Genomic DNA, 24,819 nt, shown 5'->3' with positions numbered 1-24,819 from the left:
CTTAAGCGTGCGACAAAAAAGCTGATCTTCTCGCAAACTTGGTTTGACTCGCGTCAGATCGCGGACGACGCGTGTGCGCACGGTCGGCCGCGGCGACGCATTCCTGCAACCGACACCAAGTGCACCATGCCGCCTTCCCATCGCCTGCTCCCCCTCGCTTTCTTCGTTTTCGCGGCCAGCGGCGCTTCTGCCCAGGAAGCGCCCAAGCTGCTATCCGATTGCGCCAACATCGGCGACAACACGGCGCGCCTGGCCTGCTTCGACCGGCTCGCCGCCACCCCGGCGCCGCGCACCGAAGCGGCCGTCGTCGTCAACCCGGCCGACGGCAAGGTCGAGGCCGTTCCTGTAGTGACGGCCCAGCCCTCGGCCGAGAGCAGCGCCAGGTTCAGCCAGCTCGACCATTGGGAGCTGGACGACCCTTACCGCCGCGGCGTTTTCAAGTTCCGCCCGCACCACGCCAGCTACCTGATCGCCAACCGCAGCTATCGTCCGAACGACGCGCCCTATCGCCCCTATCGCGACCTGACCAACGACACCGCGCTGTCGAAAAGCGAACTGGCTTTCCAGCTGAGCTTCAAGATGAAGATGGTCGAGCAGGCCTTCGGCAAGCCCGTCGACCTGTGGTTCGGCTATACCCAGAATTCCTTTTGGCAGGCGGCCAATAGCGCGGCCTCCAGCCCGTTCCGCGAAACGAACTACCAGCCGGAAATCATCGCCGTGGCGCCGCTTGCCGTCGAGCTCGGCGGAATGCAGCTGCGCCACGTCGGCCTGGGCCTGGTGCACCAGTCGAATGGCCAGTCCGGCACGCTCTCGCGCAGCTGGAACCGGGTGTATGCCCAGCTCGGCGTCGAGCGCGATGGTTTCTCGGCCACGGCGCGCGTCTGGAAGCGCCTGAGCGAGAGCGACGACGACAATCCGGACATGGTCGACTACATGGGCCGTGGCGACCTGGCGCTGGCCTACCGGCGCGAAGGCCATATCTATTCGTCGACGCTGCGCTACAACTTCGCGACCAACCGCGGTGCCATCCAGGCGGGCTGGGCATTTCCGCTGGCGGGGAACCTGAAGGGGTATGCACAGGGGTTTGCGGGGTATGGGCAGAGTCTGATCGACTATAACTATTTCCAGCGGTCGATCGGACTGGGCGTGCTGGGTTTGTTCTAAGTGTTTTTTCAGTTTTGCGCCATGAGAGCCGGTAACATTGAGCGTCGATTCCGCTAACACTGACCATATTTCCGCGTGGGCACGGGGTGCCCACCCTACAATGGCGGTCTCATCATTTCCTGACCGCACATGAAACTTGCGACCATCAAGGACGGCAGCCGCGACGGCCAGCTGGCCGTCGTCTCGCGCGACCTCAAGACAGCGCACATGGCCGACGCGATTGCGCCGACCCTGCAGGCGGCGCTCGACGACTGGGCGTTCATCGCGCCCCAGCTCGACGCCCTGTACGCCCAGCTCAACGCCGGCACCGTTTCGAGCGCAACCCGGCGCGCTTTCGATTTCGATCCAGGCCGCTGCATGGCGCCCCTGCCGCGCGCCTATCAATGGGTCGACGGTTCGGCCTACGTCAACCATGTCGAGCTGGTGCGCCGCGCGCGCGGCGCCGAGATGCCGGCCTCGTTCTGGGAAGAACCATTGATGTACCAGGGCGGCAGCGACGACCTGCTCGGGCCCCTTGAGGACATCGTGCTGGCGCATGAGGAGTGGGGCATCGACTTCGAATCGGAAGTGGCGGTCATCGTGGACGATGTACCGATGGGCGCGACCCCCGACGAGGCGCACGGCCGCATCCGCCTCCTGATGCTGGCCAACGACGTTTCCCTGCGCAACTTGATCCCGGAAGAGCTGGCGAAAGGCTTCGGCTTCCTGCAGTCGAAACCGGCGACGAGTTTTTCGCCAGTGGCCGTCACCCCGGACGAGCTGGGGGCTGCCTGGCGCGGCGGCAAGCTGCACCTGCCCCTGCGCTCGAGCTGGAACGGCCACCTGGTGGGCCAGCCCGATGCCGGCGTCGACATGGTGTTCAACTTCCCGCAACTGGTCGCCCACCTGTGCAAAAGCCGTAACGTGCGCGCCGGCAGCATCGTCGGCTCGGGCACGGTGTCGAACAAGGACGCCGCCGCCGGCTACTCCTGCATTGCCGAGCAGCGCTGCCGCGAAACCATCGCCGACGGCGCGCCGAGCACGCCTTACCTGCGTTTCGGCGACACGGTGCGCATCGAGATGCTGGACGAGCGCGGCAAGTCCATCTTCGGGGCCATCGAACAGACCGTCCGCAAGGCCGGCGCATAGCATGCACCCGTCAACGCGGCGGCGACATGGCAGGGCTTGCCATCGCCACCGCCGGCTTGTTCGTGGCTGGGTATGGAAACGATTCCAATTCGTGCGAAACCTGTTTATTATTCTTCTTGCTACAAGACGTCACACGCGGCGCCAGCTCACGGCGTAGTCCGAAGATCAACAGGAGACATGCATGTTTCGATATAAAAATCTGCTCGCCAGCGCGGGCATTGCCCTCGTCCTCGGCGCCTGCGGGGGCAGCGGGAGCGATCCGCAGCCGACCCTGGCAACGGCGGGCAAAATAACACCGATCCCGGGGCCGAATCCGCCGACCTCCACGGTGCTCTGGAGCGACGAATTCAACGGGAACAGCCTCGACCCGGCGAAGTGGGGCTATCAGCTGGGCAATGGCGCCACGGTCGGCAACCCGGGATGGGGCAACAACGAGCTCGAGTACTACACCGACCGGCCTGAAAACGTGCGTGTCGAGGGCGGCAACCTCGTCATCACCGCGCGCAAGGAAGCGTTCCGCGGCACCGCTGCCGGTGGCAACGAAGGGCAGACCTTCGGCTGGACTTCCGGCCGCATCCGCTCCGCCGGAAAATTCAGCCGCACCTACGGCAAGATCGAATTCCGCGCCAAACTGCCCGTCGGCAAAGGCTTCTGGCCAGCCGTCTGGATGCTGCCTGAAGACAATGTCGGCAATCCCTACGCGACCTGGGCCGCCAATGGCGAAATCGACATCATGGAAGGCATGGGCAGCAAGCCGACCAAGATCGCCCAGACCCTGCACTACGGCGGGATGTGGCCGCGGAACATCTACACCAGCAACGAGGCCACCATTGGGAACAACGGCAAGGTCAGCGAATGGCATACCTATACGCTGGAATGGCGTTCGAACGAAATCACCTGGTCGATCGATGGCGTCGTTACCTCCACGCAAACCAAATGGTGGAGTTCGAACGTCAACCCGCCCGACAGCGATGACGACCTGAACGCCTGGCCCGCACCCTTCGACAAGCCGTTCTACGTCCTGATCAACCTGGCGGTGGGCGGCAATTTCGACGGCAACCCGGATGCGGCCACGCCCGACAAGGGCGAGATGCTGGTCGACTACATCCGCTGGTCGATGCTGCCTGACGAAAAGCGCGACCCTGGTCCGCGTCCGGCGATGAAATACCCGTGGACACCGGCCAATACGGTGGGGCGTCCGCCGGTCAATGGCAACCTGGTCTACAACCCCTCGTTCGACTGGACCGCGAGCCACACTGCCGTCACGCAAAGCCCGGACGTGGAAACGATCGCGGGCGTCAACAACAGCTATTTCTGGAACCTGTTCAAACTCAATGGCGACGCTGTCGCCAGCAACGACGGCGGCGCGATCCGGATCGGCATTACCGATCCCGGCAGCGAAGCATGGAACGTGCAGCTCCAGCACAACAACATTGCCCTGACCGAAGGACGCAAGTACCGGCTGAGCTTTGATGCGCGCGCCTCCAGCAACCGCAGCATGAGCTATACCGTCGGTGCCGGCCAGGACCGGGGTTTCGAATCGTATTCCGGCGGCGACCACATCGCCGAGCTGACGACGGGCGTGCAGCGTTTTACCCGCAGCTTCGACATGCAGACCGGGACGAATAACGCCGCACGCGTGGTATTCAACCTGGCGACCGCGGGGATCAATACGGTGTGGATCGATAATGTCGTCGTCGAAGACATCGGCGCCGCCGATGTGCCGGACGGACCGCCGGTGGGCGTGAACCTGCTCAGGAACGGCGACTTCGCGTCGGGCCTGGCCCCGGACTGGACGACCTGGGCCAGTCCGGGCACCGGCTCGCTGGCCGCCGCGATCGTGGATGGCAGCGCAAGGCTGGTCGTCCTTGACGTCGATCCGTCGAACAACTGGCATGTGCAGCTCAACCAGCCGAGCGTACCCCTGGTAAAAGGCAGGAGTTATACCTTGACCTTCAAGGGCGCCGCCAGCCTGGCCGGGACAGTCGGGGTCGTGATCGGCGAGAACGGCGGCAGTTACGCCCGCTACCTGGATGCAGGAGCGGCATTGACACCGGCGGCGGGCACGTATTCGTACACCTTCACTTCTCCGGTCACGAATGCGGCCGCGCAGTTGCAGATCCTGGGCGCTTTCGGCGCGGCAGGCGACGACTACAGCCTGAGCTTCGACGACTTCAGCCTGGTGGCGAATCCCTGATTCGGGACGGTGCGTGAACAGGAAGGGCAAGCCTGCATGGCTTGCCCTTTTTTATTGCCCAGCCGCCCGGACAGCCGGGGCTACTCAGCGCGCGGCGGCGTCGCCGTTCCAGAACCAGCCGGGCGCCGGCGTGCCGCGCAGGTCGAGTTCGAGTGGCGCCGACACGCGCCGCAGGGTGCGCGCCAGCCGCAGGCTGCCGTCCGGCGCATGGACCCGGTACCAGAGCAGGGCGACACCGGCCAGGCGCAGCTTCTGCCCGGTAAACAGATTGTCGCGCACGATGCTCATGCCTTCCAGGCGCAGGTCGAAGTCGAGCGCCAGCGCGCCCTCGGTGCGCGCGGCGTAGCCGAGGTGGCGCGCCGCGTTGTAGAGCGGGCTGCGCGCGCCGGTCTCGCCTGCCTGGAGCGAGTCGATGAAGGCATCGACCGTCTTCAGGGTGGCGCTGGCACTGTTGGCCAGAACCGTGAATTCCTTCTTGTCGTCGCCCTTGGCGCCGTCGGCCAGCCGTTGCAGCTGGGCGATGCGTTGCGCGTAGTCGGCGCGATGGCTGGTGAGCGAACGCAGCTTGCCGAGCAGACGCTCGTGCTGGGCCGGATCGAGTTCGCCCGGGTAGCCGCCGCCAAGGCCGGCGATGCGGGCAGGACAGGCCTCGGCCAGGGCGCTGACGAACAGCGCGCGCGACCCTTCGCCATAGGCCAGGCCGGCGGCGGAGACGTCGCCCTTGAACAGCGCGGCGCTGTCGGACCGAGGCGCGCAGCAGCGCCGGCACCACGGTCAGGGCTGTCGACAGCGTACCGAGCACGGCCCCGGGAGGGGTATGCGCGTCGAGATACAGCTGGAGTTCCTTGTTGCGGCGTGCCAGCTCGTCAGCCAGGCGCAGCATCGCATCGTTAACGGTACGGGCGGCCACCACGCCTTCGCTCACCGCCGGGTCGACCACCACCACCCGGGCGCCATCGGGCAGGCTCGTGCACACCTCGCTGGCGAGTTCGCGCGCCAGGTCGAAGGCGCGCACCAGGCCGGCCGCGCCGAACTGGCGTGTCTCGACGGCGCCGGCCTGCGGTTTGGCCTGGCCGGGCGGCAGCTGGGCGAACAGGGCGGCGCGCTGGGCTTCGAGCGTGGCCAGGCGCGCTTCCGCGGCACGCTGTCCGGCATCGGTATCGGCCGCGGCTTTGTCCAGGCGTTCTTCCAGCAAGGCGCGTAGCGCCTGGATGTCGTGACCATTATCTGCGTGGGCACCAGGCGGAATCAGTAAAAACGACATTAGTAATAATGAAATGCAACGAGTTTGACTGCCTGGAAAGAGAATCATTCGTTGCTCCAAAATAAATGTGTAACGGTGTGTAAGTAAATACCGCGGGCTCGTGGCGCAAATGCCTCGGAACTTGTAACGAAATGTCGGTAAATATTAGGAAAAATGCCGCGTGTTTCTATTGCAGTTGATCAATTTGACGATTGAATAGCGTAAATACAACATGAAATCAGGCACTTAGCTATGAAACATGCATGTCGGGTCAGTATCGAATGGTCGCGCACAGTTGGCGGCTGCCTTCCGCTTTCTAGAAAGAAATGCGCTAGAATTCGGCGGTTAATGAACTGTCATTATGGATCTCCAGGAAACCCACATCTTCGTTTTTGAGCTCGGCTTTGCAGTATCGCTGCTGTGCTCGCTGCTGCTGGTCGCGACAACGCGCTGGCATGGCAGGTTCACGCTCGATGCGACCGCTGGAGTGCAGAAATTCCATAGCGTGCCCACGCCGCGCATTGGCGGCCTGGCGATCATGCTTGGGCTCATTTGCGCCTATGCGGTTGCCGGCACCAGGCAGCAGGACCTGCTCGCGCCTCTGCTTGCCGCAGCGGCGCCGGCCTTCCTGTTCGGTATCGCCGAAGACATGACGCGCCGCGTTTCGATCGGTGCGCGCCTGCTTGCGACCATGGCCAGCGGCCTGGCCTGCTGGGCCTTTACCGGCGTGAGCATCGTCCATACCGGCCTCGACCTGCTCGACCTGGCGCTGACCTGGCTGCCCCTGTCGATCCTGTTTACGGCCTTCGCGGTGGGCGGCGTGGCCAATGCGGTCAACATCATCGACGGTTTCAACGGCCTGGCCAGCGGCACGGTCGTCATCGGCCTGGCGGCGCTGGGCGTGATCGCCCTCGATTGCGGCGACACCGAACTGGCCTGGGTGTGCTTCACGGTGTGCATCGTGACGGCCGGCTTCTTCCTCGTGAATTTCCCTTTCGGCAAGCTGTTCCTTGGTGACGGCGGTGCCTACCTGCTCGGTTTCCTGCTTGCCTGGCTGTCGGTGATGCTGGTCTACCGCAACCGCGAGGTATCGGCCTGGGCGGCGCTGCTGGCCTGTGCTTATCCGACCTTCGAGACCCTGTTCACCATCGTGCGCCGTGTGTGGTGCGGACGCCATCCGGGGCAGCCGGACCGTTGCCACCTGCACAGCCTGGTCAAGATCGCCATTGCCGGCCGTCTGTTCCGCAAGCTGCGCGCACCGCTGAGGAATGCCTGTGTGTCGCCGTTCTGCTGGCTACTGGCCGCCGTGCCGGCCATGCTGGCGGTGCGTTTCCACCAGGACTCGCAAGCCCTGGTGCTGGCCGCCCTGGCCAGCCTCGGCATCTATCTGGCGTTCTACTGGTACGTGGCCTACGCGGCCCGTGCACGGCGCCGCCGCGCCCAGCGTCCGCAGGCGCGCACCACGGCCATTGCCGCCGTGGCCGCCGCGGTCGAACCGGAAGCCGCCTCGCTGCAGGCGTGAGCCCGAGCCGGACTGCCCGGCAATCGTCTACAATCGGCGCAGCATGCCGGGCCGGTCCGGCTGCCTTTTCTTCCATCACCCTGCATGAGCTTTTCCGTTTGCGCTGCGCCTGGCTTTCGCCCGGCCTGTCCGTCCGTTCTCCTGGTCCGCCCGGCGCGGCGCGGCATGCCATGAGCACGGTCGCGCCCCTGGCGATTCCCGAGGTCCTGTTGCTGACGCCGCAGATCCATGGCGACGCGCGCGGCTTCCTGTACGAAAGCTTTCACCAGGCCCGCTTCGAAGCGGCGCTCGGGCGCAGCGTCACCTTTGTCCAGGAAAACCATTCGAAATCCGGCGCCGGCGTGCTGCGGGGACTGCACTACCAATTGCACCGTCCCCAAGGCAAGCTGATACGGGTTGTCGCCGGCAGCGTGTACGACGTCGCGGTCGACTTGCGCCGCGGCTCGCCCACTTGCGGACAATGGGTGGCCGAGGTGCTCAGTGCCGACAACGCGCGCCAGATGTGGATTCCGGAGGGTTTCGCCCACGGTTTTCTCGTGCTGTCGGAAAGCGCCGAGCTGCTCTACAAGACCACCGATTACTGGTCGCCCGCCGACGAGCGCTGCATCGCCTGGGACGATCCGCAACTGGCGGTGGCCTGGCCGCTGGCAGGCACGCCGCTGCTCTCGGAAAAGGATCGGCAGGGCAGGTCGTTCGCGGACGCCGAACTGGCCGACTGAGAACCGATTAGCGGGAACCCGGTCCGATGTTCCCTATCCATCGCGCAGGCCGAAGCGCCTATTTCGCCGACACGATCGTGTCGATCATTTGCTGGGAATAGGCGGCGCCCGTTGCTTCGGCAGCCTCCATCATGGCGCGCCATAGCGGGACGATGCCGACGCCCAGCTTGTCGAAGCGCATCAGGCCGCAGGCATAGATGCCGTCATAGGTATCGACCGCGCCACCGAGTTGTTCGCAGGTTGCGGCCTGCTTCGCGCGGTAGGCTTTCACCCCTTCCTCGCTGAACAGGCCCGTCCGCGCCAGGGCGTCGAGTGCCATGGCCTCCGCGCCACCCTCGTGGATCCACGGCCCCTGGTCGTCGCCCACGCCGCCGCGGGACACCGCCATTTGCCAGATGTGCGCCATCTCGTGCGCGACGGTTTTGATTGCGGCCTCACGCAATTTCGGATGGTCGAGCTGCACTTGCTTGCCTTCGAGCAGATAAGAAATCTGGCCCGCGCCCATGATGGCGCCCCCTTTCATCGAAAAACCCGGCGATTCCAGATTGCCAACCGACACCATGATCAGCAACTCATCCTTCAGCGCGCGCCCATAGGCCTTCTCGTAGTACCCGGACGTTTTGGCGCCGACATCCAGGATGGTTTCGCGCAGCCACAGTGGAGTTCGGGGATCCATGAGCACTTTCGCCCCACCGGCAGGGACAGCCTGCGCCGGTCCAAAGTAGGCATAGCCGCGCGTACCACCCGATTGAAGCCGGTTGGCTGGCGGTGCGATCACGTTTTCCCGGGCCAGGCCAGACAAATGGAAGTCTGTGCGCATGGAGACCGTCTTGTTGCCTTGTTCGACGTCGCCCTGCAGGTGGCCGAGATAGACCGAGGTCCCGCCATCACTGAAACGGTTGAACGAGACATATTCCTTCGGCGACCAGCCGTCGAAAGTCCTGATTTCCACGCTCGCCGCCTTGAAGGGCTTGCCCTTCGACGCAATGACATCGAAGTCCTGTCCGGATGTCATGGCCATGCCCGACGTGAGCACTTTCCACTCCTGCTTGCGGAACGCGCCGATGGAATGCAGCCTGACCGCCGTCACAGGGTGCGCGAAACGGTAATCCACGCGCCACAGGTCTTGCGACACGTGGCGCACGTCCACTGCTACGGCCAGACTGGGCTGCTCCTGCGCATGCACTTGTGGAACAGCGGATACCAGCAGGAAGGCGGTGCACAAGCCAGTGAATCGATGCATCGGGAGCTCCGTCAATGATCAGGAAGGGACCCATCTTACTTGCTAAAGTGCAAATAGTGCTGTTTGCCTTATGAAAATAGCCAACCTGAGGTGTGCATGCGAACGGGCATGCTTTGGTGACCTCGTCATTGGCCGGTCCTGGTAACACTCCAACAACAAGAACAGAGGCGTCAAGCGAAGAAGCACCTGCCGCGCCCCGTGGCCGTGTTGGATCTTCTCACCATGGCTACGTGCTAGCGTGCTTAATAAAACAAACCTGATTGCATTGCAACTGTTGGCCTTGCAGGGTACGGCCTTCGTCGCCGCGCCTTGCTGAAGGGTTGGTGAAGCCCTCCGTCTCCGGGACGTCGCGGTGCAACAAGTGCAATGCAATGTCCCCTTCGTTTTGAATTGACACCCCTTTTCCTCCCTGTTTCCCCTATAGCTCCAGGGCAACAGCAGCGATAATTCCATCCTGCAAGCACTGGCGCGGGCATAGGCGAACAAGGGGAGCGAACGATGGCGGGAGACAGCGACGCGGAAAAGACAGAAGACGCGTCCCCCAAGAGAATACAAAAGGCGCGCGAGGAAGGCGACATTCCGCGTTCGCGCGAGCTTGCCACCTTCGCCGTCCTGATGACCGCCGGCGCCGGGCTGTGGATGACCGGCGGCAGCCTGGTCGGCCGCCTGTCGACCGTCCTCCAGTCGGGCCTCACCCTCGACCGCGAACAGATCTACAACCCTAACGTCCTCATCGAGCGCATCACCGCCGATATCGGCAGCGTGCTACTGGCCTGCCTGCCGCTGGCGTTCGCCATCATGCTCGTCGCGCTGGCCGCGCCCCTGATGATCGGCGGCTTCAATTTCAGCACCAAGGCCTTCATGCCGAACTTCATGAAGCTGAACCCCATCAGCGGCCTTGGCAACCTGGTCTCCACCAATTCCCTGATCGAACTCCTGAAAGCCGTCGCCAAGACCCTGCTGGTCGGCGCGGTGGCCTGGGTCGTGATCATGGGCCAGAAGGAAGCCGTGCTGGGCCTGGCCGTCGAGCCCGTTGGTTCCGGCACCGGCCACCTGGCCAGCCTGATCGCGCGTGCCTTCCTCATCATCGTCGGTTCGCTGGGCGTGATCGCCCTGATCGACGCGCCTTACCAGGTTTGGCACTACAACAACAAGCTGAAGATGACGCGCCAGGAAATGATCCAGGAATCGAAGGAATCGGACGGCAATCCTCAGATTAAGGGCAAGATTCGCCAGATGCAGCGGCAAATGGCACGCAACCGCATGATGCAGAATGTGCCTACTGCTGACGTCGTGGTGACCAACCCGACCCACTATGCGGTGGCGCTGAAGTACACGGACGGACAGGGCGGTGCGCCGCGCGTCGTGGCCAAGGGTGTCGACGAAGTGGCGGCCAAGATCCGCGAACTGGCCAAGGAGAACAAGGTCGCCATGCTCGAAGCCCCGGCACTGGCCCGTGCGCTCTACAAGCACACCGAGATCGACGACGAAATCCCCGAGAAGTTGTACTCGGCCGTGGCGGAAGTGCTGGCGTATGTGTTCCAGCTGCGTAACTACAGCAAGGGCGCCGGACAGTATCCTGATCGTCCGACCAAGCTGCCTGTGCCGCCGGAGATGGACCCGCTGAACCCTGCATCCCAGGTCAAGCCTGCTGCACGACCTGATAACGAATAACGGAGCTGTTGCATGAATAGTTTGAGACTGCCAGGCTGGGTGGGAGCGATCGGTGCCAGGGGCAATGCCATGGCGGCGCCGATCCTGATCATCCTGCTGCTGGCGATGATGATCCTGCCGCTGCCGGCCTTCGTCCTCGACCTGTTTTTCAGCTTCAACATCGCGCTGTCGGTGATCGTGCTGCTGACCGCGCTGTACACGGTCAAGCCGCTCGACTTCATGGCCTTCCCGGCGATCCTGCTGGTGTCGACCATGCTGCGCCTGTCGCTCAACGTCGCGTCGACCCGTATCGTCCTGACCGAAGGCCACACTGGCGGCGCCGCGGCCGGTAAAGTCATCGAAGCCTTCGGCCACTTCCTGATCGGCGGCAACTACACGGTCGGTATCGTCGTGTTCGTCATTTTGACCATCATCAACTTCACCGTCGTCACCAAGGGTGCGGGCCGTATCGCCGAGGTCGGCGCACGTTTCGCCCTGGACGCGATGCCTGGTAAACAGATGGCGATCGATGCCGACCTGAACGCCGGCATGATCACCGAACCGGAAGCGCGCAAGCGCCGTTCGGAAGTCGGCCAGGAAGCCGAATTCTATGGCGCCATGGACGGTGCCTCGAAATACGTCAAGGGTGACGCCGTTGCCGGCATCATGGTTACCCTGATCAATGTCATCGGCGGCCTGATCGTCGGCGTGGTCCAGCACGACATGGCCGTCGGCGAAGCCGCCAAGACCTATACGCTGCTGGCCATCGGTGATGGCCTGGTGGCGCAGATCCCTTCGCTGATCATCTCGATCGCTGCCGGTATGGTGGTGTCGCGCGTGGCCAACGACCAGGACATCGGCGGCCAGATGGTCGGCCAACTGTTCGCCAAGCCCGAAGTGCTGTACATCACGGGCGCGATCATCGCCGGCATGGGCCTGATCCCCGGCATGCCGAACCTCGTCTTCCTGCTGCTGGGCGGCACCCTGGGCGGCTCCGGCTACCTGCTGGCCAAGCGTGCCAGGAATGCGCCGCAGCGCGAAGCCGAAGCGGCCGCCAGCGACGCCGCGGCCGGCGCCCAGCAAGCCGCGTCCGCCGAGACGGAAGAGGCGACCTGGCAGGACATCATGCCGGTCGATACGCTTGGCCTGGAAGTGGGCTACCGCCTGATCCCGCTGGTCGACAAGGGGCAGGGCGGCGAGCTGCTCAAGCGTATCAAGGGCATCCGCAAGAAGTTCGCCCAGGAAGTCGGCTTCCTGGCGCCGCCAGTGCACATCCGCGACAACCTGGAATTGAAGCCGTCGAGCTACCGCATCACCCTCAAGGGCGTGGAAGTGGGCACCGGCGAAGCGCTGAACGGGCAGTTCCTGGCAATCAACCCCGGCATGGCCAGCGGCACGCTGCCGGGCCAGGCAACGACCGACCCGGCCTTTGGCCTGCCGGCCGTGTGGATCGACGCCGGCCTGCGCGACGAAGCGCAGAACCTGGGCTATACCGTGGTCGACGCCGGCACCGTGGTGGCAACCCACCTGAACCACCTGATCACGACCCATGCGTCCGAACTGCTGGGCCGCCTGGAAGTCCAGGCACTGCTGGATCACCTCGGAAAGGAAACGCCGAAGCTGGTCGAAGACCTGGTGCCGAAAGTCGTGTCGCTGGCGACCTTGCAGAAAGTGCTGCAGAACCTGCTGCTGGAAGGCGTGCACATCCGCGACATGCGCACCATCATCGAGACGCTGTCGGAACACGCCGGCGTGCAGGATCCGACCGATTTGACGGCGCTGGTGCGCGTGGCGCTGGGCCGGGCGATCGTGCAGCAGCTGTTCCCGGGCACCAACGAACTGAGCGTGATGACCCTGGACAACCGCCTCGAGCGTTTGCTGATGCAGGCGCTTGGCGCCGGCGGCGACGGTACCGGCATCGAGCCCGGCCTTGCCGACACCATCGCCCAGCAGGCGCACAACGCCGCGCAGCAGCAGGAAGCCATGGGCCACACCCCGGTGCTGCTGGTCCCGGCTCCGCTGCGCGTGCTGCTGTCGCGTTTCCTGCGCCGCGCGCTGCCGCAGCTGAAGGTCTTGTCGCATTCGGAGATCCCGGAGAGCAAGACGATTCGGGTGACCAGCCTGGTGGGCGTGCAATAAGGTAGGGTAGGCGGGTCGTCACCAAGCCCCAGGCTTGGATGACCCTACGCGTTCAACGAACGGTCGAGAAACCCGGTGTGCGCAGGAGCGTTGACCGCCGGTGGTTTGCAAGGTTTGCCGAGCCCGTCGGCGCGCCGTTATCGGACCGCACCGTCCGCGTGGGCACAGGTGCCCACCCTACGGGAAGTACCCGAGTTCGCAAGCTCCACCCCGTAGCGCATCCGTAGGGGCGGGGCCGCCGAGGCACCCTGTGCCCACGCGGTTACAGCAGGAGATACCCGAGTTCGCAAGCTCCACCCCGTAGCGCATCCGTAGGGTGGACGGGGCCGCCGAGGCACCCTGTGCCCACGCGGTTACAGCAGGAGATACCTGGGTTCGCAAGCTCCATTCCGTAGCGCATCCGTAGGGTGGGCGGGGCGGCCGAGGCACCCTGTTCCCACGCGGTTACAGCAGGAGATACCCGGGTTCGCAAGCTCCACCCCGTAGCGCATCCGTAGGGTGGGCGCCCCGAGCCCACGCGGTAACGCGACCGCAAGCCATACCACTCCACCATCAAATTCGAATTAACCCACTTTCCCCATCCTTTTCCGCTGATGGTTGCTTCACAGCATCGTCAATAATCTAGCCATAGACCGGAGACTTCCGTCCCGGCATGAATAGATCAAGCAGTTCGGAGAATAAGATGAATGTGAAGAAATTTACAGCGGCAACCTCCCGTGAAGCCTTGCGCAAGGTGCGCGATGCGCTCGGGCCCGATGCCGTCATCCTCTCGAACCGTCCGGTCGATGGCGTCGTCGAAATCCTCGCACTCGACAACGACGACGTCGCCTCGCTGGCCGCGCCAGCCGCCGGTTCGCCGATGGCCCAGCCGGCACCGCGCCTGGACCACCTGAATCCCTTCGACGACGCCGAGCCGGCTTTTGTGAACCGCCGCAGCGCCGCGCCCGCAGCGCCGGCCCCCGAACACGTCTACGCCACCCGCCGCGCACCGGCGATGGAGCCGGAATTCGAAGCCGCCTTCGCCGCGCCGCGCCGCGCCGCCGCTCCTGCGCCAGCCCCGGCCGCTGCACCCGCTTTTGATATGAGCGCGATGACGCAGATGATGCAGGCCGCGATTGCCCAGGCCCAGGAATCGGCTGCGCAAGAGATGAGCGGCATGATGAGCGAACTGCGCGCCATGCGCGGCATGATGGAAACCCAGCTGGCCGAACTGTCCTGGGGCGGTACCCAGCAGCGCGAACCGCACAAGGCGGCCGTGCTCCGCGAAATGCTGGGCGCCGGTTTCTCGGCCTCGCTGTCGCGCTACCTGATCGACAAGATGCCTGCCAACAAGGACGCGGCCGAAGCCATGCGCTGGATCAAGACTGTGCTGGCGCGTAACCTGACCACCATGGCCGACGAAGACAGCCTGCTGGAAAAGGGCGGCGTGTTCGCCCTGGTCGGCCCGACCGGCGTCGGCAAGACCACCACCACCGCGAAACTGGCCGCGCGCTGCGTCATGCGCCACGGTGCGGAAAAGCTGGCCCTGATCACCACCGATGCCTACCGTATCGGCGGCCACGAGCAGCTGCGCATCTATGGCAAGATCCTGGGCGTGATGGTGCACTCGGTGAAGGACGAAGCCGACCTGCGCATCGCCCTGAAAGAACTGAAGAACAAGCACACCGTGCTCATCGACACCATCGGCATGTCGCAGCGCGACCAGATGGTGACGGAACAGGTGGCCATGCTGAACGGCGCCGGCGCGGACGTGAAACGCCTGCTGTGCCTGAACGCGACGGCCACCAACGAAACCCTGGCCGAAGTCGTGCGCGCCTACCAGGGCAGCGGCCTGCACGGCTGCATCATGACCAAGCTCGACGAAGCCGCCTCGATCGGCAACGTGCTCGACGTGATGATCCGCCAGAAGCTGAACCTGCACTACATCTCGAACGGCCAGCGCGTGCCGGAAGACCTGCACCTGGCCGACCGCGCCATGCTGGTCGACCGCGCCTTCCGCGGCCGCCGCGATGCCGCATCCCAGTTCGAGGACGCCGACCTGCCGCTGATGATGGCCCGTGCCGGCAAAGCCGACGACAGCCTGCGCGAGGTGCGTTTTGTCTAGTTTCGACTTTGACCAGGCCGAGGGCCTGCGCCGGATGCTGGCCGGCGCCCAGCCGCGCGTCGTGACCTTCCTGTCCGCCACCCCGGGCGACGACAAGAGCGCCATGCTGGTGAACCTGGGCGCCTCGCTGTTTCAATCCGGCAACGACGTGCTGATCGTCGACGCCTGCCTGCGCAACCACAGCGTCGCCTATCGCCTGGAGATGGAACGCCATGCCGACCTGATGCAGGTGGCACGCCAGGAATGCGCGCTCGACCAGGTGGTGCAGCATGCGCCGCAAGGCTTCGCGCTGGCGCTGCTGGCCCGCGACGGCCGCCTGCCGCAGGATGCGGTCGAGGCGCGCCGCCTGGCCAAGGCCTTCGATGTGCTGGTCAAGCGCCAGGGCGGCATCGTCATCGTCGATGGCGAACTGAACCGCGATGGCAGCCTGGCCTTGCCGGCGCTGGCGGACTCGGAAATCGTGATCCAGGTCTCCACCAACGCCACCTCGATCACCAACGCCTATGGCCTGATCAAGCGCCTGGCGCAGGAGCTGGGACGCCGCCGTTTCGGCATCCTTGTCACCGGGGCAACGGAGGCGGAGGCCCGTGTTGTTTACGATAATATGGCGTCAGCGGCAAGTCGTTACCTTGCAGTAACGTTGAGTTCCATGGGCTCGGTCCCGGCAGACGAATACCTGCACCGCGCCGCGCGTCTCGGCCGTGCCGTGGTCGATGCGTTTCCGCTGGCCGGTGCCTCGGTGGCTTTCCGCCAACTCGCCGGGCGTTTCAGCGGTGTGCGTCAGACCCGCGGCGCGCACTTCGGTTCTTAAGAAAAAAGCACAAGCATGTATACCGTCAAAGGGAAAGCGGACAAGAACCACCTGCTCACCGAGCACGCCCCGCTGGTCAAGCGCCTCGCGCACCAGATGAAGGCGAAATTGCCGCCATCGGTGGAGGTGGACGACCTGATCCAGGCCGGCATGATGGGCCTGCTCGACGCCATCAACCGCTACGAAGACAACCACGGCGCCCAATTCGAAACCTATGCAGTGCTGCGCATCCGCGGCGCCATGGTCGACGAGTTGCGCAGCAACGACTGGATGCCGCGCAGTACCCGTCAGACCATGAAGAAAGTGGAATCCGCCATGACCGCACTGCAGCAGAAGCTGGGCCGCGCGCCCTCCGAGACCGAAGTCGCCAAATCGCTCGACGTGTCCCTGGCCGATTACCAGGAAATGCTGTTCGAAGGCGGCGGCCACCAGCTGGTCTATTACGAGGACTTCCACGACGAGGATGGCAACGATTCCTTCCTCGACCGGTATGCGGTCGACGACGACGACCCGCTGCGCGCGCTGCTCGACACCGACTTCCGCCAGGCCGTGATCGGCGCCATCGACGGCTTGCCGCCGCGCGAGAAAATCCTCATGGGCCTGTACTACGAGGAAGAGCTGAACCTGAAGGAAATCGGCGCCGTCCTTGGCGTGTCGGAATCGCGCGTGTCGCAGCTCCACACGCAAGCCGTGGCGCGCCTGCGTGCCTCGCTCAAGGAAAAGCTGTGGACTTCGCCAGCCTGATCGGCCTGGCGCTGGCGATTATCGGCCTTGTTGTCGGGCACACGCTCGACGGCGGCCGCTTCGCCTCGCTCATTCAACCGGCAGCCTTCGCCATCGTCGTCGTCGGTACGTTCGGGGCGGTGCTCCTGCAGTCCGAGGCGCGTACTTTCCGCCGCGGCATGCAGATGCTGCGCTGGGTCTTCTTCCCGCCGAAGGACAAGCGCCAGCCGCTCTCGCGCGAGATCGCGCTGTGGAGCCACACGGCACGGCGCGACGGCCTGCTCGCGCTCGAGCAGTACATGGGCGGCAAGGAGCCCTTCATCCAGAAGGGCCTGCGCCTGGTCGTCGACGGCGTCCACCCGGACAAGCTGCGCGGCCTGCTCGAGACCGAGGTCAGCGCCTTCGAGGCGGCCGAACGCCGCGCCGCGCGCATCTGGGAATCCGCTGCCGGCTACGCGCCGACCATCGGCATCCTGGGCGCCGTGCTGGGCCTCATCCACGTGATGGAAAACCTGTCCGACCCCTCGCGCCTGGGTTCCGGCATCGCGGTCGCTTTCGTCTCGACGGTGTATGGCGTGGGCCTTGCGAACCTGTTCTTCCTGCCGGTGGCCAACAAATTGAAAGCCCTGGTGGCGGACCGCGTCGCCCAGTACGACATCCTGCTGGAAGTCTTCCACGACCTGGCCAGCGGCAACCATGCGCGCGTGGTCGAGGAACGCATGGCCAGCCTCCTGGTGACGCACTGACATGGCGCGCAAACGCGTCGAGGAAGAGGCGGAAAACCACGACCGCTGGCTGATTTCGTACGCCGACTTCATCACGCTGCTGTTCGCCTTCTTTGTCGTGATGTACGCGATTTCCGTGGTCAACGTCGGAAAATACCGGGTGCTGTCGGACGCGCTTGGCGATGCCTTCGGCGGCAAGCCGACGACGCCGCAGGCCAGCAGCACCATCGAACAGCTGCCCCTGACGCAGCTGATCGCACGCAAGCGGCTGGAGGCCATGCGCCGCGAGCAGGAGCGCCTGAACACGCTCGCGCGCCAGTTGAATGCCTCGCTTGCGCCGCTGGTGAAAGACGGCAAGGTGCGCGTGACGCAGACCGCGCGCGGCGTCAAGGTCGACATCAATGCCAGCGTGCTCTTCGCCGAAGGGCAGGCGGTGCTGGGCAAGGATGCGCGTGCCACCCTCGGCACGGTGGCGGGCCTGCTGCAGCTTGACACCCATGCGATCCAGGTCGAAGGCCATACCGACGACCGGCCGATCGCCAATTCCGCGTTTCCGTCGAACTGGGAGTTATCGAGCGTGCGCGCCAGCAGCGTGGTGCGCCTGTTCATCGAAGGCGGCATCGATCCGTCGCGGCTGACCGCCGTCGGCCATGGCGCCAACCTACCGGTGGCGCCGAACACGGATGAAGCGGGCAGGGCACGCAACCGGCGCGTGGCGGTGACGATCCTGGCGGCCACGCCGCAAGAGGGCGGGTGAACGAATATTTCACGAAAGCCGCATTCGTGAAATATTCTGTATATCATGCTTTGTACCGCGTGGAGTCAGGAGCCTTGCCGGCCGCCTCCACCCTACGTTGGTGGTTTTCGTAGGGTGGAGTCCTGACTCCACGCGGTCCACCCACCGATCATCCGTGGATTCCGCAGCACCGCCACCCTTGGCTTTTGCGCCCCGTGCCCGCACAATGCTAAGCACAACCATACGGAGTCGAACATGCAACGCAGACCCTTCCTGCTGGCCGCCGTTGCGGCAGCCAGCTTTATTACCGCCTGTGCCAGTACGGCTGGAGAACCGACCGTGGACGTGAAACACAGTATCGATATCGCTACCCCGCCCGGCAAGGTGCTGGTCAACCTGACGATCACCAACCAGGGCAAGGCCACGGTCTGGATTCCGCGCGAGATTGCGCTGGAAAAGGAACTGACGGGCCGCCGCTTCGACGTGCGTGACTTCGGCAACCGGCCAATCGACTATACCGGCAAGATGGTCAAGCGCGCGGCACTCACGGCCGCCGACTACGAGCCTCTGGCACCGGGCAAGGTCCTGAAGAACACCATCGACATCACCCGCACCTACGCCTTCCAGAGCGGGCGTCACAGCTACAACATCGGCTATGCCGGCCCCGTGCTGGTCGATCCGAAGCGCCTGGATGCGCTGACGGAGTTCCCGGCCAAGCCGGTCTCCTTCGTCCATACCGGGCAATAAGCGAAGCCTCGGTCCCACGGCCGAAAAAAAGGTCCCGCCGAACCGCAAGTCAGACTTGCCGGTTCGCCGGGACCTTGTCGTTTCAGCCGGGTCAAGCCCGATGATGCCGAAACCAGTGCTTAGTTCAGCGCCGGGTTGTTTTCCGAGAAGTACTCGTGCGAGTCGGCGTTGTCGACAGCCTGGGTCGGATTGCTGATCGCCAGGCTGGCGGCCGCGCTCTGGCCATAGGCGTGGTCGTCGGTACCGGCGACAACGTTGAAGTGGCTCATCTCATGCACCAGGGTGCCGCCCTTCGAGTCGGTGCCCGTCATCGGTGCCGACCAGAACGCGTTGCAGACGTAGATGCGGTACGGCTGGGTCGGGTACACGTAGGCGTACGAGCTGTCGCGGCAGCTGCAATCGACCACCACGTTCTTGGTATCGAAGGCGCTCTTGATGTTGTTGTAATGCGAGCGCACGGTCGACACGCGCGAGGACGTGGCAGTGCCGAACCACTTGGTGTAGCGCGGACCCATCGTGGTGCGGGTCATGTAGCTGACCGAGCCGTTGGCGTAGTTCTTCGCAGCCGTGATCGCCGAAGCGATCGTGCTCTGCTGCGACGACGAGCACGAAGCGTAGCTCACGCCAGCCGGGGAAACCGTGCCGCCATCGCGTTTCAGCGCTTCCATGATGGGCGATTCCGAACCGCGCGGCAGGCGGCCCTGGACGTACAGGGTAGCCGCTTCCGACTGCAGCTCGCCGATGCCGGCGTTCGAGCCGGCGGCTTGCACGGTACCGCCGAGGCGGCCGTTATTCGTCAGGAACAGATCCGGCGAAGCGGTGCGATAGCGGATCGAGTAGTCGCCGCTGACGCTCATGTCGTACAGGGCAGACAGTTCCACTTTCACGGTATGCGACGCGCCTGGTTTCAGCAGGTAGTAGTCGGCCGCGGTCGGCTTGGCGCGCTTGACGAGGGCGCCGGTGTACGGGACGGCGGCGCCATCGCGCGTGACGTCGAACAGCGGCGCGCTCAGGCCTTCGAAAGGCGTGCGCGCCTTCAGCACGTATTGCGGGGTCGAGGAAGTGTTGGTCAGGGTGACGTTGACGACCACGTCGTCGCTGGCGCCAAGCGCGTTTTTCTCAGGGGTGACGGTCACTTTCACGCCGTTCGAACCTGCCTGGGCGCCGCATGCCATGCCGAGTGCTGCGATACCGATTGCCGACTTCAAGATGCTGTTCCAGCTCATGTGTCTTCTCCGTATAAAAATTGTCGTGGCTGCTCGCCACCCGCATTATTGTGTAAGCTCCCGTCGCATTTCATCGGAATGTAACGAAAACTCACGCCTATACTGCGCAATTCTTTCAAACGAAGCAATGTAATTTAGATATTTTGTTTGGTCGATTGGCGGAAAAGTAACAAGAATGAACTATTGTCGAATCGCTCTGTATTTATGTCAAAACTTGTGCTAGCGCCTTGTCTAGACGACCCAAAAAGCATGAACAGTATCCTCTTATTGGCTTCCGTAGCCTGAACCTGCCAATAGTGCCGGCAGCTCAGGCTGGAAGATTTCTTGCACTAATTCAAGGGCGGATTGTTCTCGCCAAAGTACTCGTGCGAGTCGGCATTGTTGACGGCGCGTTCCGGTGCCGTCCGTGCCATCTCGGCCGCGCCCGACTGGCCATAGACATGGTCATCGGTGCCGGCGACGGCATCGAAATGGCTCATCTCGTGCAGCAGCGTGCCGCCTTTCGAATCGGTGCCGGTCAGCGCCGCGCTCCAGAAGGCCTTGCAGACATAGATCGTGTAGGGCCGTGCCGGGTAGACGTAGGCGAAATAATCCTCGTCACAACCGCAGTCGACCTTCACCGGCTTGGTGTCGAACGCATCCTTGATGGCCGTGAAGTGTTTGGCGACCAGCGCCTGGCGCGTGCCGTCGAGCGCGCCGAACCAGTTGACATAGCGCTTGCCCGGCACCTCGGCCTTGCCGAAATACGCCAGGGCGTCGTTTGTCATCGCGGTGCCGGCGCTCATGGCCTGGGCAATGGTTTCCTGCTGGGCGTTCGAGCACTGCGCATAACTCAAACCCTTGCCCGTGGGCGCATCGACCGCCATGGAAGCGACGCCGCGCGGCAGGCGGCCTTCGATCCAGATCGCCGCGGTATTCGAACGCATGGCGCCGGTCCTGACCGTGGCCGTCGAGGTGGCGGATTCGCTCCCGCTGCTGGCGGCGCCGCGGTAGCGCACCGCATATGCGCCCGTCGCCGCCATGTCGTACAGGGCCGACAGCTCGACGCGCGCGCTGCGGCGCTCGCCAGGCATCAGGGTCAGGAAATCGGCCTCGGCCGGTGCGGCGCGCTTGACCTGGCGGCCGAGGTAGCGCACCGGCAGGCCATCGCGCGTCATCTCGAACAGCGGACTGTCGATGCGCGCAAACGGCGTGCGCCAGGCGGGCAGGCGCTCGGGCGCGCTGCCGGTGTTGTGCATGGTGACCGTCACCATCACGTCGTCGCGCTTGCCAAGGGTGGCACGCTCGGGCGTGATGGTCACGGCGATGTCGCCCGAGGCCTGGGCGGACAGGGACGTGGCCAGCAGGGCGGCTAACAGGGGTGGGATAGGGCGCATGGGTTCCTCCGTGGGTGAATACCAGGACTACTTTCCGCTGCTTGTGTAGAGAGGAATTTGTGCTACAGCAAGGTTCGTAGGGCAAGATATGCATTGCACCCTGTCGAGCCTGCCGTATGCAAGCGGCTGGCAACACTGCCGCGTACGGCGCCGGAGCGCCCTTTGTCGTTGTAGCAATCATGAAATTGCAATACCATCCAGAACGCTCCGGTGCCCTACCGTCCCTTCCATCCTGAGGATCTTGTTCGCATGAAGATGTTTCCCCCAACCGTAGTGCTGGCTGCATGCCTGGCATCGACCATCGCTGCCCCCATCCAGGCCGCGACGCCCAACAAGGCCGCCACCCGGGCCGCCCTCAAGGTGGAGTACCAGAAGTTCACGCTGGCCAACGGCATGGAGGTGATTTTCCACATCGACCGTTCCGATCCGGTCGTCGCCGTCAACCTGACGGCCCACGTGGGATCGAGCCGGGAAAAGGCTGGTCGCACCGGCTTTGCCCACCTGTTCGAACACCTGCTGTTCCTGGAATCGGAAAACCTCGGCAAAGGCGGCCTCGACAAGATGACCGCCCGCATCGGCGGCTCGGGTGCGAATGGTTCGACCTCGCAGGACCGTACCAACTACCTGCAGACGGTGCCCAAGGATGCCCTGGAAAAAATGATCTGGGCCGAGGCCGACAAGCTCGGCTGGTTCATCAACACCGTGACCGATCCGGTGCTGGCCAAGGAAAAGCAGGTCGTCAAGAACGAGAAGCGCCAGGGCGTGGACAACGCCCCGTATGGCCACACTTCCTACGTCATCAACAAGGCGCTGTACCCGGCCGACCACCCGTACAACTGGCAAGTCATCGGCTCGCTCGAGGACCTGCAGAATGCCACCGTCGACGACGTCAAGGAATTCTTCCGCCTGTGGTACGTGCCGAACAATGTCACCCTCGTGCTGGCAGGCGACTTCGATCCGGTGCAGGCGCGCAAATGGGTCGAAAAGTATTTTTCCGAGATCAAGCGCGGCGAACCGATCCGCGCGATGGCCAAGCGCCCGGGCGTGGTGAAACAGACCGTCAAGCTGGCGCATGAAGACAATTTCGCCAGGCTGCCCGAGCTGACGATGGCCTGGCCGACCGTCGAGGACCTGCATCCGGATTCGTATGCGCTGGAAGTGCTGGCCGAATACCTGTCGCAAACGAAGCGCGCGCCGTTCTACAAAGTGGTCGTGGAAGACAGCAAGCTGGCGCCGGCCGTCCAGATCGGCAACCAGACTTCGGAACTGGCGGGCCAGTTCATGCTGCGCGTGCGCGCCTACGAGGGCAAGCCGCTCGACGAAGTGGCCGGTGCGGTCGACGCGGCCTTTGCGAAGTTCGAGAAGGAAGGCATTCCCGAGAAAGACCTGAACCGGATCAAGGCCGGCATCGAGACGCGTTTCTATAACTCGGTGTCGAGCGTGCTGGGCAAATCGGCGCTGCTGGCCGAATACAATTACCTGAGCGGCAACCCGGGCTATGCGACCGAAGGCGTCAGGAAGACCCTGGCCGTCACGCCGGCCGATGTGCGGCGCGTGTACGAAACCTATATCAAGGGCAAGCCATTTGTCGCGACCAGTTTTGTCCCGAAGGGCAAGCTGGCCCTCGCCCTGAGTGGTTCGAGCAAGGCCGAAGTGGTGGAAGAGAAAGTGGTGCAGGGCGCCGAGAACGCGGTCGACCCGAGCGTCAACGCCGACTACGCGAAGACCCCATCAGCCTTTGACCGCAGCAAGGAGCCGCCCTACGGACCGACGCCCGCTTTGAAGGTGCCGCAGGTATGGAACGCGTCGCTGGGCAACGGCATGCGCGTGGTCGGCATCGAGAACAAGGAAGTACCGCTGGTGCAGTTCGAGATCGCCCTCGACGGCGGCCTGTTGCTCGACAAGCTGGACAAGGTGGGCGTCGCCAACCTGGTGGCCCGAATGATGACCCAGGGCACCGCCAGCAAGACCCCGCAGGAACTCGAGGAAGCGATCCAGCAACTGGGCGCCACGATCAATGTCTCGGCGCGTACCGAAGACATCCGCATCGGCGTCACGACGCTGGCACGCAACTACGATGCGACCCTGGCCCTGGTCCAGGAAATCCTGCTTGCGCCGCGCTGGGACGAGAAGGAATTTGCGCGCATCAAGCAAAGCGTGCTGACCCAGATCCGCCAGCAGGAAGCCGAGCCGAATGCGCTGGCCGCCAACAACTTCGCCAGGTTGATTTATGCAAAGGACGATCCCCGTTCGCACAACATCCTCGGCAGCTTCGAGAGTGTGAATGCGATCACCATCGACGACCTGAAAGCGTACTACCGGGCGAACCTGTCGCCCTCGAGCGCGCGCATGCAGGTCGTCGGCGCCTTGCCGAAAGCGGCAATCACCCGGTCGCTTGCGGGTTTGGGGCGCGAGTGGAAGGCGCATCCGGTCACGCTGCCGGCCCCGACGGCGGCCGCCGGCCAGGCGCCCGCCAAGGTGTATTTTGTCGACGTGCCCGACGCCAAGCAGTCGGTGCTGCAGGTTGGCTACCGCGCGCTGGCCGTGACCGATCCGGACTACTACCCGGCGCTTGTCACCAACTACATCCTCGGCGGCGGCGGCTTCGCCTCGCGCCTGACCCAGCAACTGCGCGAAGGCAAGGGCTACACCTACGGCATCAATTCCAGTTTCAGCGGCAGCAAGAGCGCCGGCCCCTTCCTGATCGCCAGCGGCGTGCGCAGCAACGTCACGCTCGAATCGACCCAGCTGGTCAAGCAGATCCTGCAGGATTATCCGTCCACCTACACGGCCGCGGACCTGGAAACGACCAGGAACTTCCTCGTCAAGAGCAATGCACGCGCTTTCGAGACCGCCGGCGCCAAGCTGGCCATGCTGGACAACATCAGCAAATACGGCTGGCGCCCGGACTACGTGAAGGAGCGCGAGCAGATCGTCAAGGCGATGACGCTGCCGCAAGTGCAGGCCTTGTCGCAGAAGTATCTCGATCCGTCGAAGATGGTGTGGCTGGTGGTGGGTGACGGCAAGACGCAGCTACCGCGGATGAAGGAGCTGGGATTTGATGAGCCGGTGCTGATCGGGAAGTAGCGAGCGCGGGGCCGCGTCACAGAAAGGCTGGGGTCAGGTCTGACATTTGGACACGATCTCAGCCGTACGCTGTCGTGAAAACCGCAAATGCAGAGTTCGTGTCTATTTGTCAGACCTGACCCCAGCACCGGACCCCAGCACCGCTGTCGTGAAAACCGCAAATGCAGAGTTCGTGTCTATTTGTCAGACCTGACCCCAGCACCGCAAATGCAGAGTTCGTGTCTATTTGTCAGACCTGACCCCAGCACCGCAAATGCAGAGTTCGTGTCTATTTGT

Annotated in this window: 19 protein-coding genes; 15 read left to right on the top strand and 4 right to left on the bottom strand. The window is 64.0% G+C overall.

Annotation, left to right across the window (positions count from 1 at the left end; translation table 11 throughout):
• Positions 1-126 precede the first annotated feature (126 nt).
• From G4G28_RS19360 to G4G28_RS19350, 3 genes are all read left to right on the top strand, one after another.
• Entirely contained in the window at positions 127-1,164 is a 1,038-nt protein-coding gene (locus tag G4G28_RS19360) for a phospholipase A (RefSeq protein ID WP_182989531.1), read from the top strand.
• A 129-nt stretch (positions 1,165-1,293) separates the two neighbouring features.
• The gene (locus G4G28_RS19355; protein WP_182989530.1) at positions 1,294-2,292 is read left to right on the top strand and encodes a fumarylacetoacetate hydrolase family protein; all 999 of its coding nucleotides are present in this window, start codon (positions 1,294-1,296) and stop codon (positions 2,290-2,292) included.
• Between the two features lie 181 nt (positions 2,293-2,473).
• Positions 2,474-4,489, top strand: a complete 2,016-nt coding sequence (locus tag G4G28_RS19350) for a carbohydrate binding domain-containing protein (protein ID WP_182989529.1) — start codon at positions 2,474-2,476, stop codon at positions 4,487-4,489.
• 84 nt (positions 4,490-4,573) lie between these two features.
• Here the strand turns inward: G4G28_RS19350 and G4G28_RS19345 are convergent, their stop codons facing one another.
• Positions 4,574-4,777 (bottom strand): hypothetical protein, encoded by a 204-nt coding sequence (locus tag G4G28_RS19345; RefSeq protein WP_182989528.1) that lies wholly within the window; start codon positions 4,775-4,777, stop codon positions 4,574-4,576.
• 529 nt (positions 4,778-5,306) lie between these two features.
• On the opposite strand from G4G28_RS19345, the gene G4G28_RS19340 reads away from it, so the two are divergent.
• The 3 genes from G4G28_RS19340 to rfbC all read left to right on the top strand — a co-directional run bounded on the left by G4G28_RS19340 (position 5,307) and on the right by rfbC (position 7,973).
• Complete coding sequence (locus tag G4G28_RS19340) at positions 5,307-5,693, top strand: hypothetical protein (RefSeq protein WP_182989526.1); 387 nt, start codon at positions 5,307-5,309, stop codon at positions 5,691-5,693.
• A 400-nt stretch (positions 5,694-6,093) separates the two neighbouring features.
• Positions 6,094-7,254: a glycosyltransferase gene (locus G4G28_RS19335; RefSeq protein WP_182989525.1), complete on the top strand. Its 1,161-nt coding sequence runs from the start codon at positions 6,094-6,096 to the stop codon at positions 7,252-7,254.
• A gap of 170 nt (positions 7,255-7,424) precedes the next feature.
• Positions 7,425-7,973, top strand: a complete 549-nt coding sequence (gene rfbC / locus G4G28_RS19330) for a dTDP-4-dehydrorhamnose 3,5-epimerase (protein ID WP_182989524.1) — start codon at positions 7,425-7,427, stop codon at positions 7,971-7,973.
• A 58-nt stretch (positions 7,974-8,031) separates the two neighbouring features.
• On the opposite strand, the gene G4G28_RS19325 is transcribed toward rfbC, so the two are convergent.
• Positions 8,032-9,216: a hypothetical protein gene (locus G4G28_RS19325; protein WP_182989523.1), complete on the bottom strand. Its 1,185-nt coding sequence runs from the start codon at positions 9,214-9,216 to the stop codon at positions 8,032-8,034.
• A gap of 498 nt (positions 9,217-9,714) precedes the next feature.
• Between G4G28_RS19325 and flhB the strand changes: the two genes are divergently transcribed.
• The 8 genes from flhB (at position 9,715) to G4G28_RS19285 (ending at position 18,854) form a co-directional block, all read left to right on the top strand.
• Positions 9,715-10,890, top strand: a complete 1,176-nt coding sequence (gene flhB, locus G4G28_RS19320) for a flagellar biosynthesis protein FlhB (RefSeq protein ID WP_182989522.1) — start codon at positions 9,715-9,717, stop codon at positions 10,888-10,890.
• 12 nt (positions 10,891-10,902) lie between these two features.
• Positions 10,903-13,008, top strand: a complete 2,106-nt coding sequence (gene flhA / locus G4G28_RS19315) for a flagellar biosynthesis protein FlhA (RefSeq protein ID WP_182989521.1) — start codon at positions 10,903-10,905, stop codon at positions 13,006-13,008.
• A gap of 682 nt (positions 13,009-13,690) precedes the next feature.
• Entirely contained in the window at positions 13,691-15,112 is a 1,422-nt protein-coding gene (flhF, locus tag G4G28_RS19310) for a flagellar biosynthesis protein FlhF (protein ID WP_182989520.1), read from the top strand.
• Positions 15,105-15,923, top strand: coding sequence for an antiactivator of flagellar biosynthesis FleN protein (locus G4G28_RS19305; RefSeq protein ID WP_183107730.1), 819 nt, complete (start codon positions 15,105-15,107; stop codon positions 15,921-15,923). The genes flhF and G4G28_RS19305 overlap by 8 nt, the downstream gene beginning before the upstream one ends.
• 15 nt (positions 15,924-15,938) lie before the next feature.
• A complete protein-coding gene (locus G4G28_RS19300; protein ID WP_182989519.1) occupies positions 15,939-16,667 on the top strand; it encodes an RNA polymerase sigma factor FliA in 729 nt (242 codons plus the stop codon).
• Positions 16,649-17,392 (top strand): flagellar motor protein, encoded by a 744-nt coding sequence (locus G4G28_RS19295; RefSeq protein WP_182989518.1) that lies wholly within the window; start codon positions 16,649-16,651, stop codon positions 17,390-17,392. Before G4G28_RS19300 ends, G4G28_RS19295 begins: the two co-directional genes overlap by 19 nt.
• Position 17,393: 1 nt before the next feature.
• The gene (motD, locus tag G4G28_RS19290) at positions 17,394-18,128 is read left to right on the top strand and encodes a flagellar motor protein MotD (RefSeq protein WP_182989517.1); all 735 of its coding nucleotides are present in this window, start codon (positions 17,394-17,396) and stop codon (positions 18,126-18,128) included.
• A 234-nt stretch (positions 18,129-18,362) separates the two neighbouring features.
• Positions 18,363-18,854, top strand: a complete 492-nt coding sequence (locus G4G28_RS19285) for a hypothetical protein (protein WP_182989516.1) — start codon at positions 18,363-18,365, stop codon at positions 18,852-18,854.
• A gap of 119 nt (positions 18,855-18,973) precedes the next feature.
• On the opposite strand, the gene G4G28_RS19280 is transcribed toward G4G28_RS19285, so the two are convergent.
• Entirely contained in the window at positions 18,974-20,080 is a 1,107-nt protein-coding gene (locus G4G28_RS19280) for a M35 family metallo-endopeptidase (protein WP_182989515.1), read from the bottom strand.
• 329 nt (positions 20,081-20,409) lie between these two features.
• Positions 20,410-21,456 (bottom strand): M35 family metallo-endopeptidase, encoded by a 1,047-nt coding sequence (locus tag G4G28_RS19275; RefSeq protein WP_183107729.1) that lies wholly within the window; start codon positions 21,454-21,456, stop codon positions 20,410-20,412.
• Positions 21,457-21,705: 249 nt separating this feature from the next.
• On the opposite strand from G4G28_RS19275, the gene G4G28_RS19270 reads away from it, so the two are divergent.
• Positions 21,706-24,543 carry a pitrilysin family protein gene (locus G4G28_RS19270; protein ID WP_202033856.1) on the top strand — a complete coding sequence of 946 codons (2,838 nt, stop codon included), beginning with the start codon at positions 21,706-21,708 and terminating at the stop codon, positions 24,541-24,543.
• Positions 24,544-24,819 lie beyond the last annotated feature (276 nt).

Origin of the sequence: Massilia sp. Dwa41.01b, assembly GCF_014171775.1 — a bacterium.
Classification (GTDB): Bacteria; Pseudomonadota; Gammaproteobacteria; order Burkholderiales; family Burkholderiaceae_D; genus Telluria.
Note: the sequence above shows the minus strand (reverse complement) of the source record. Positions and strands in the feature narration are given on the sequence as shown.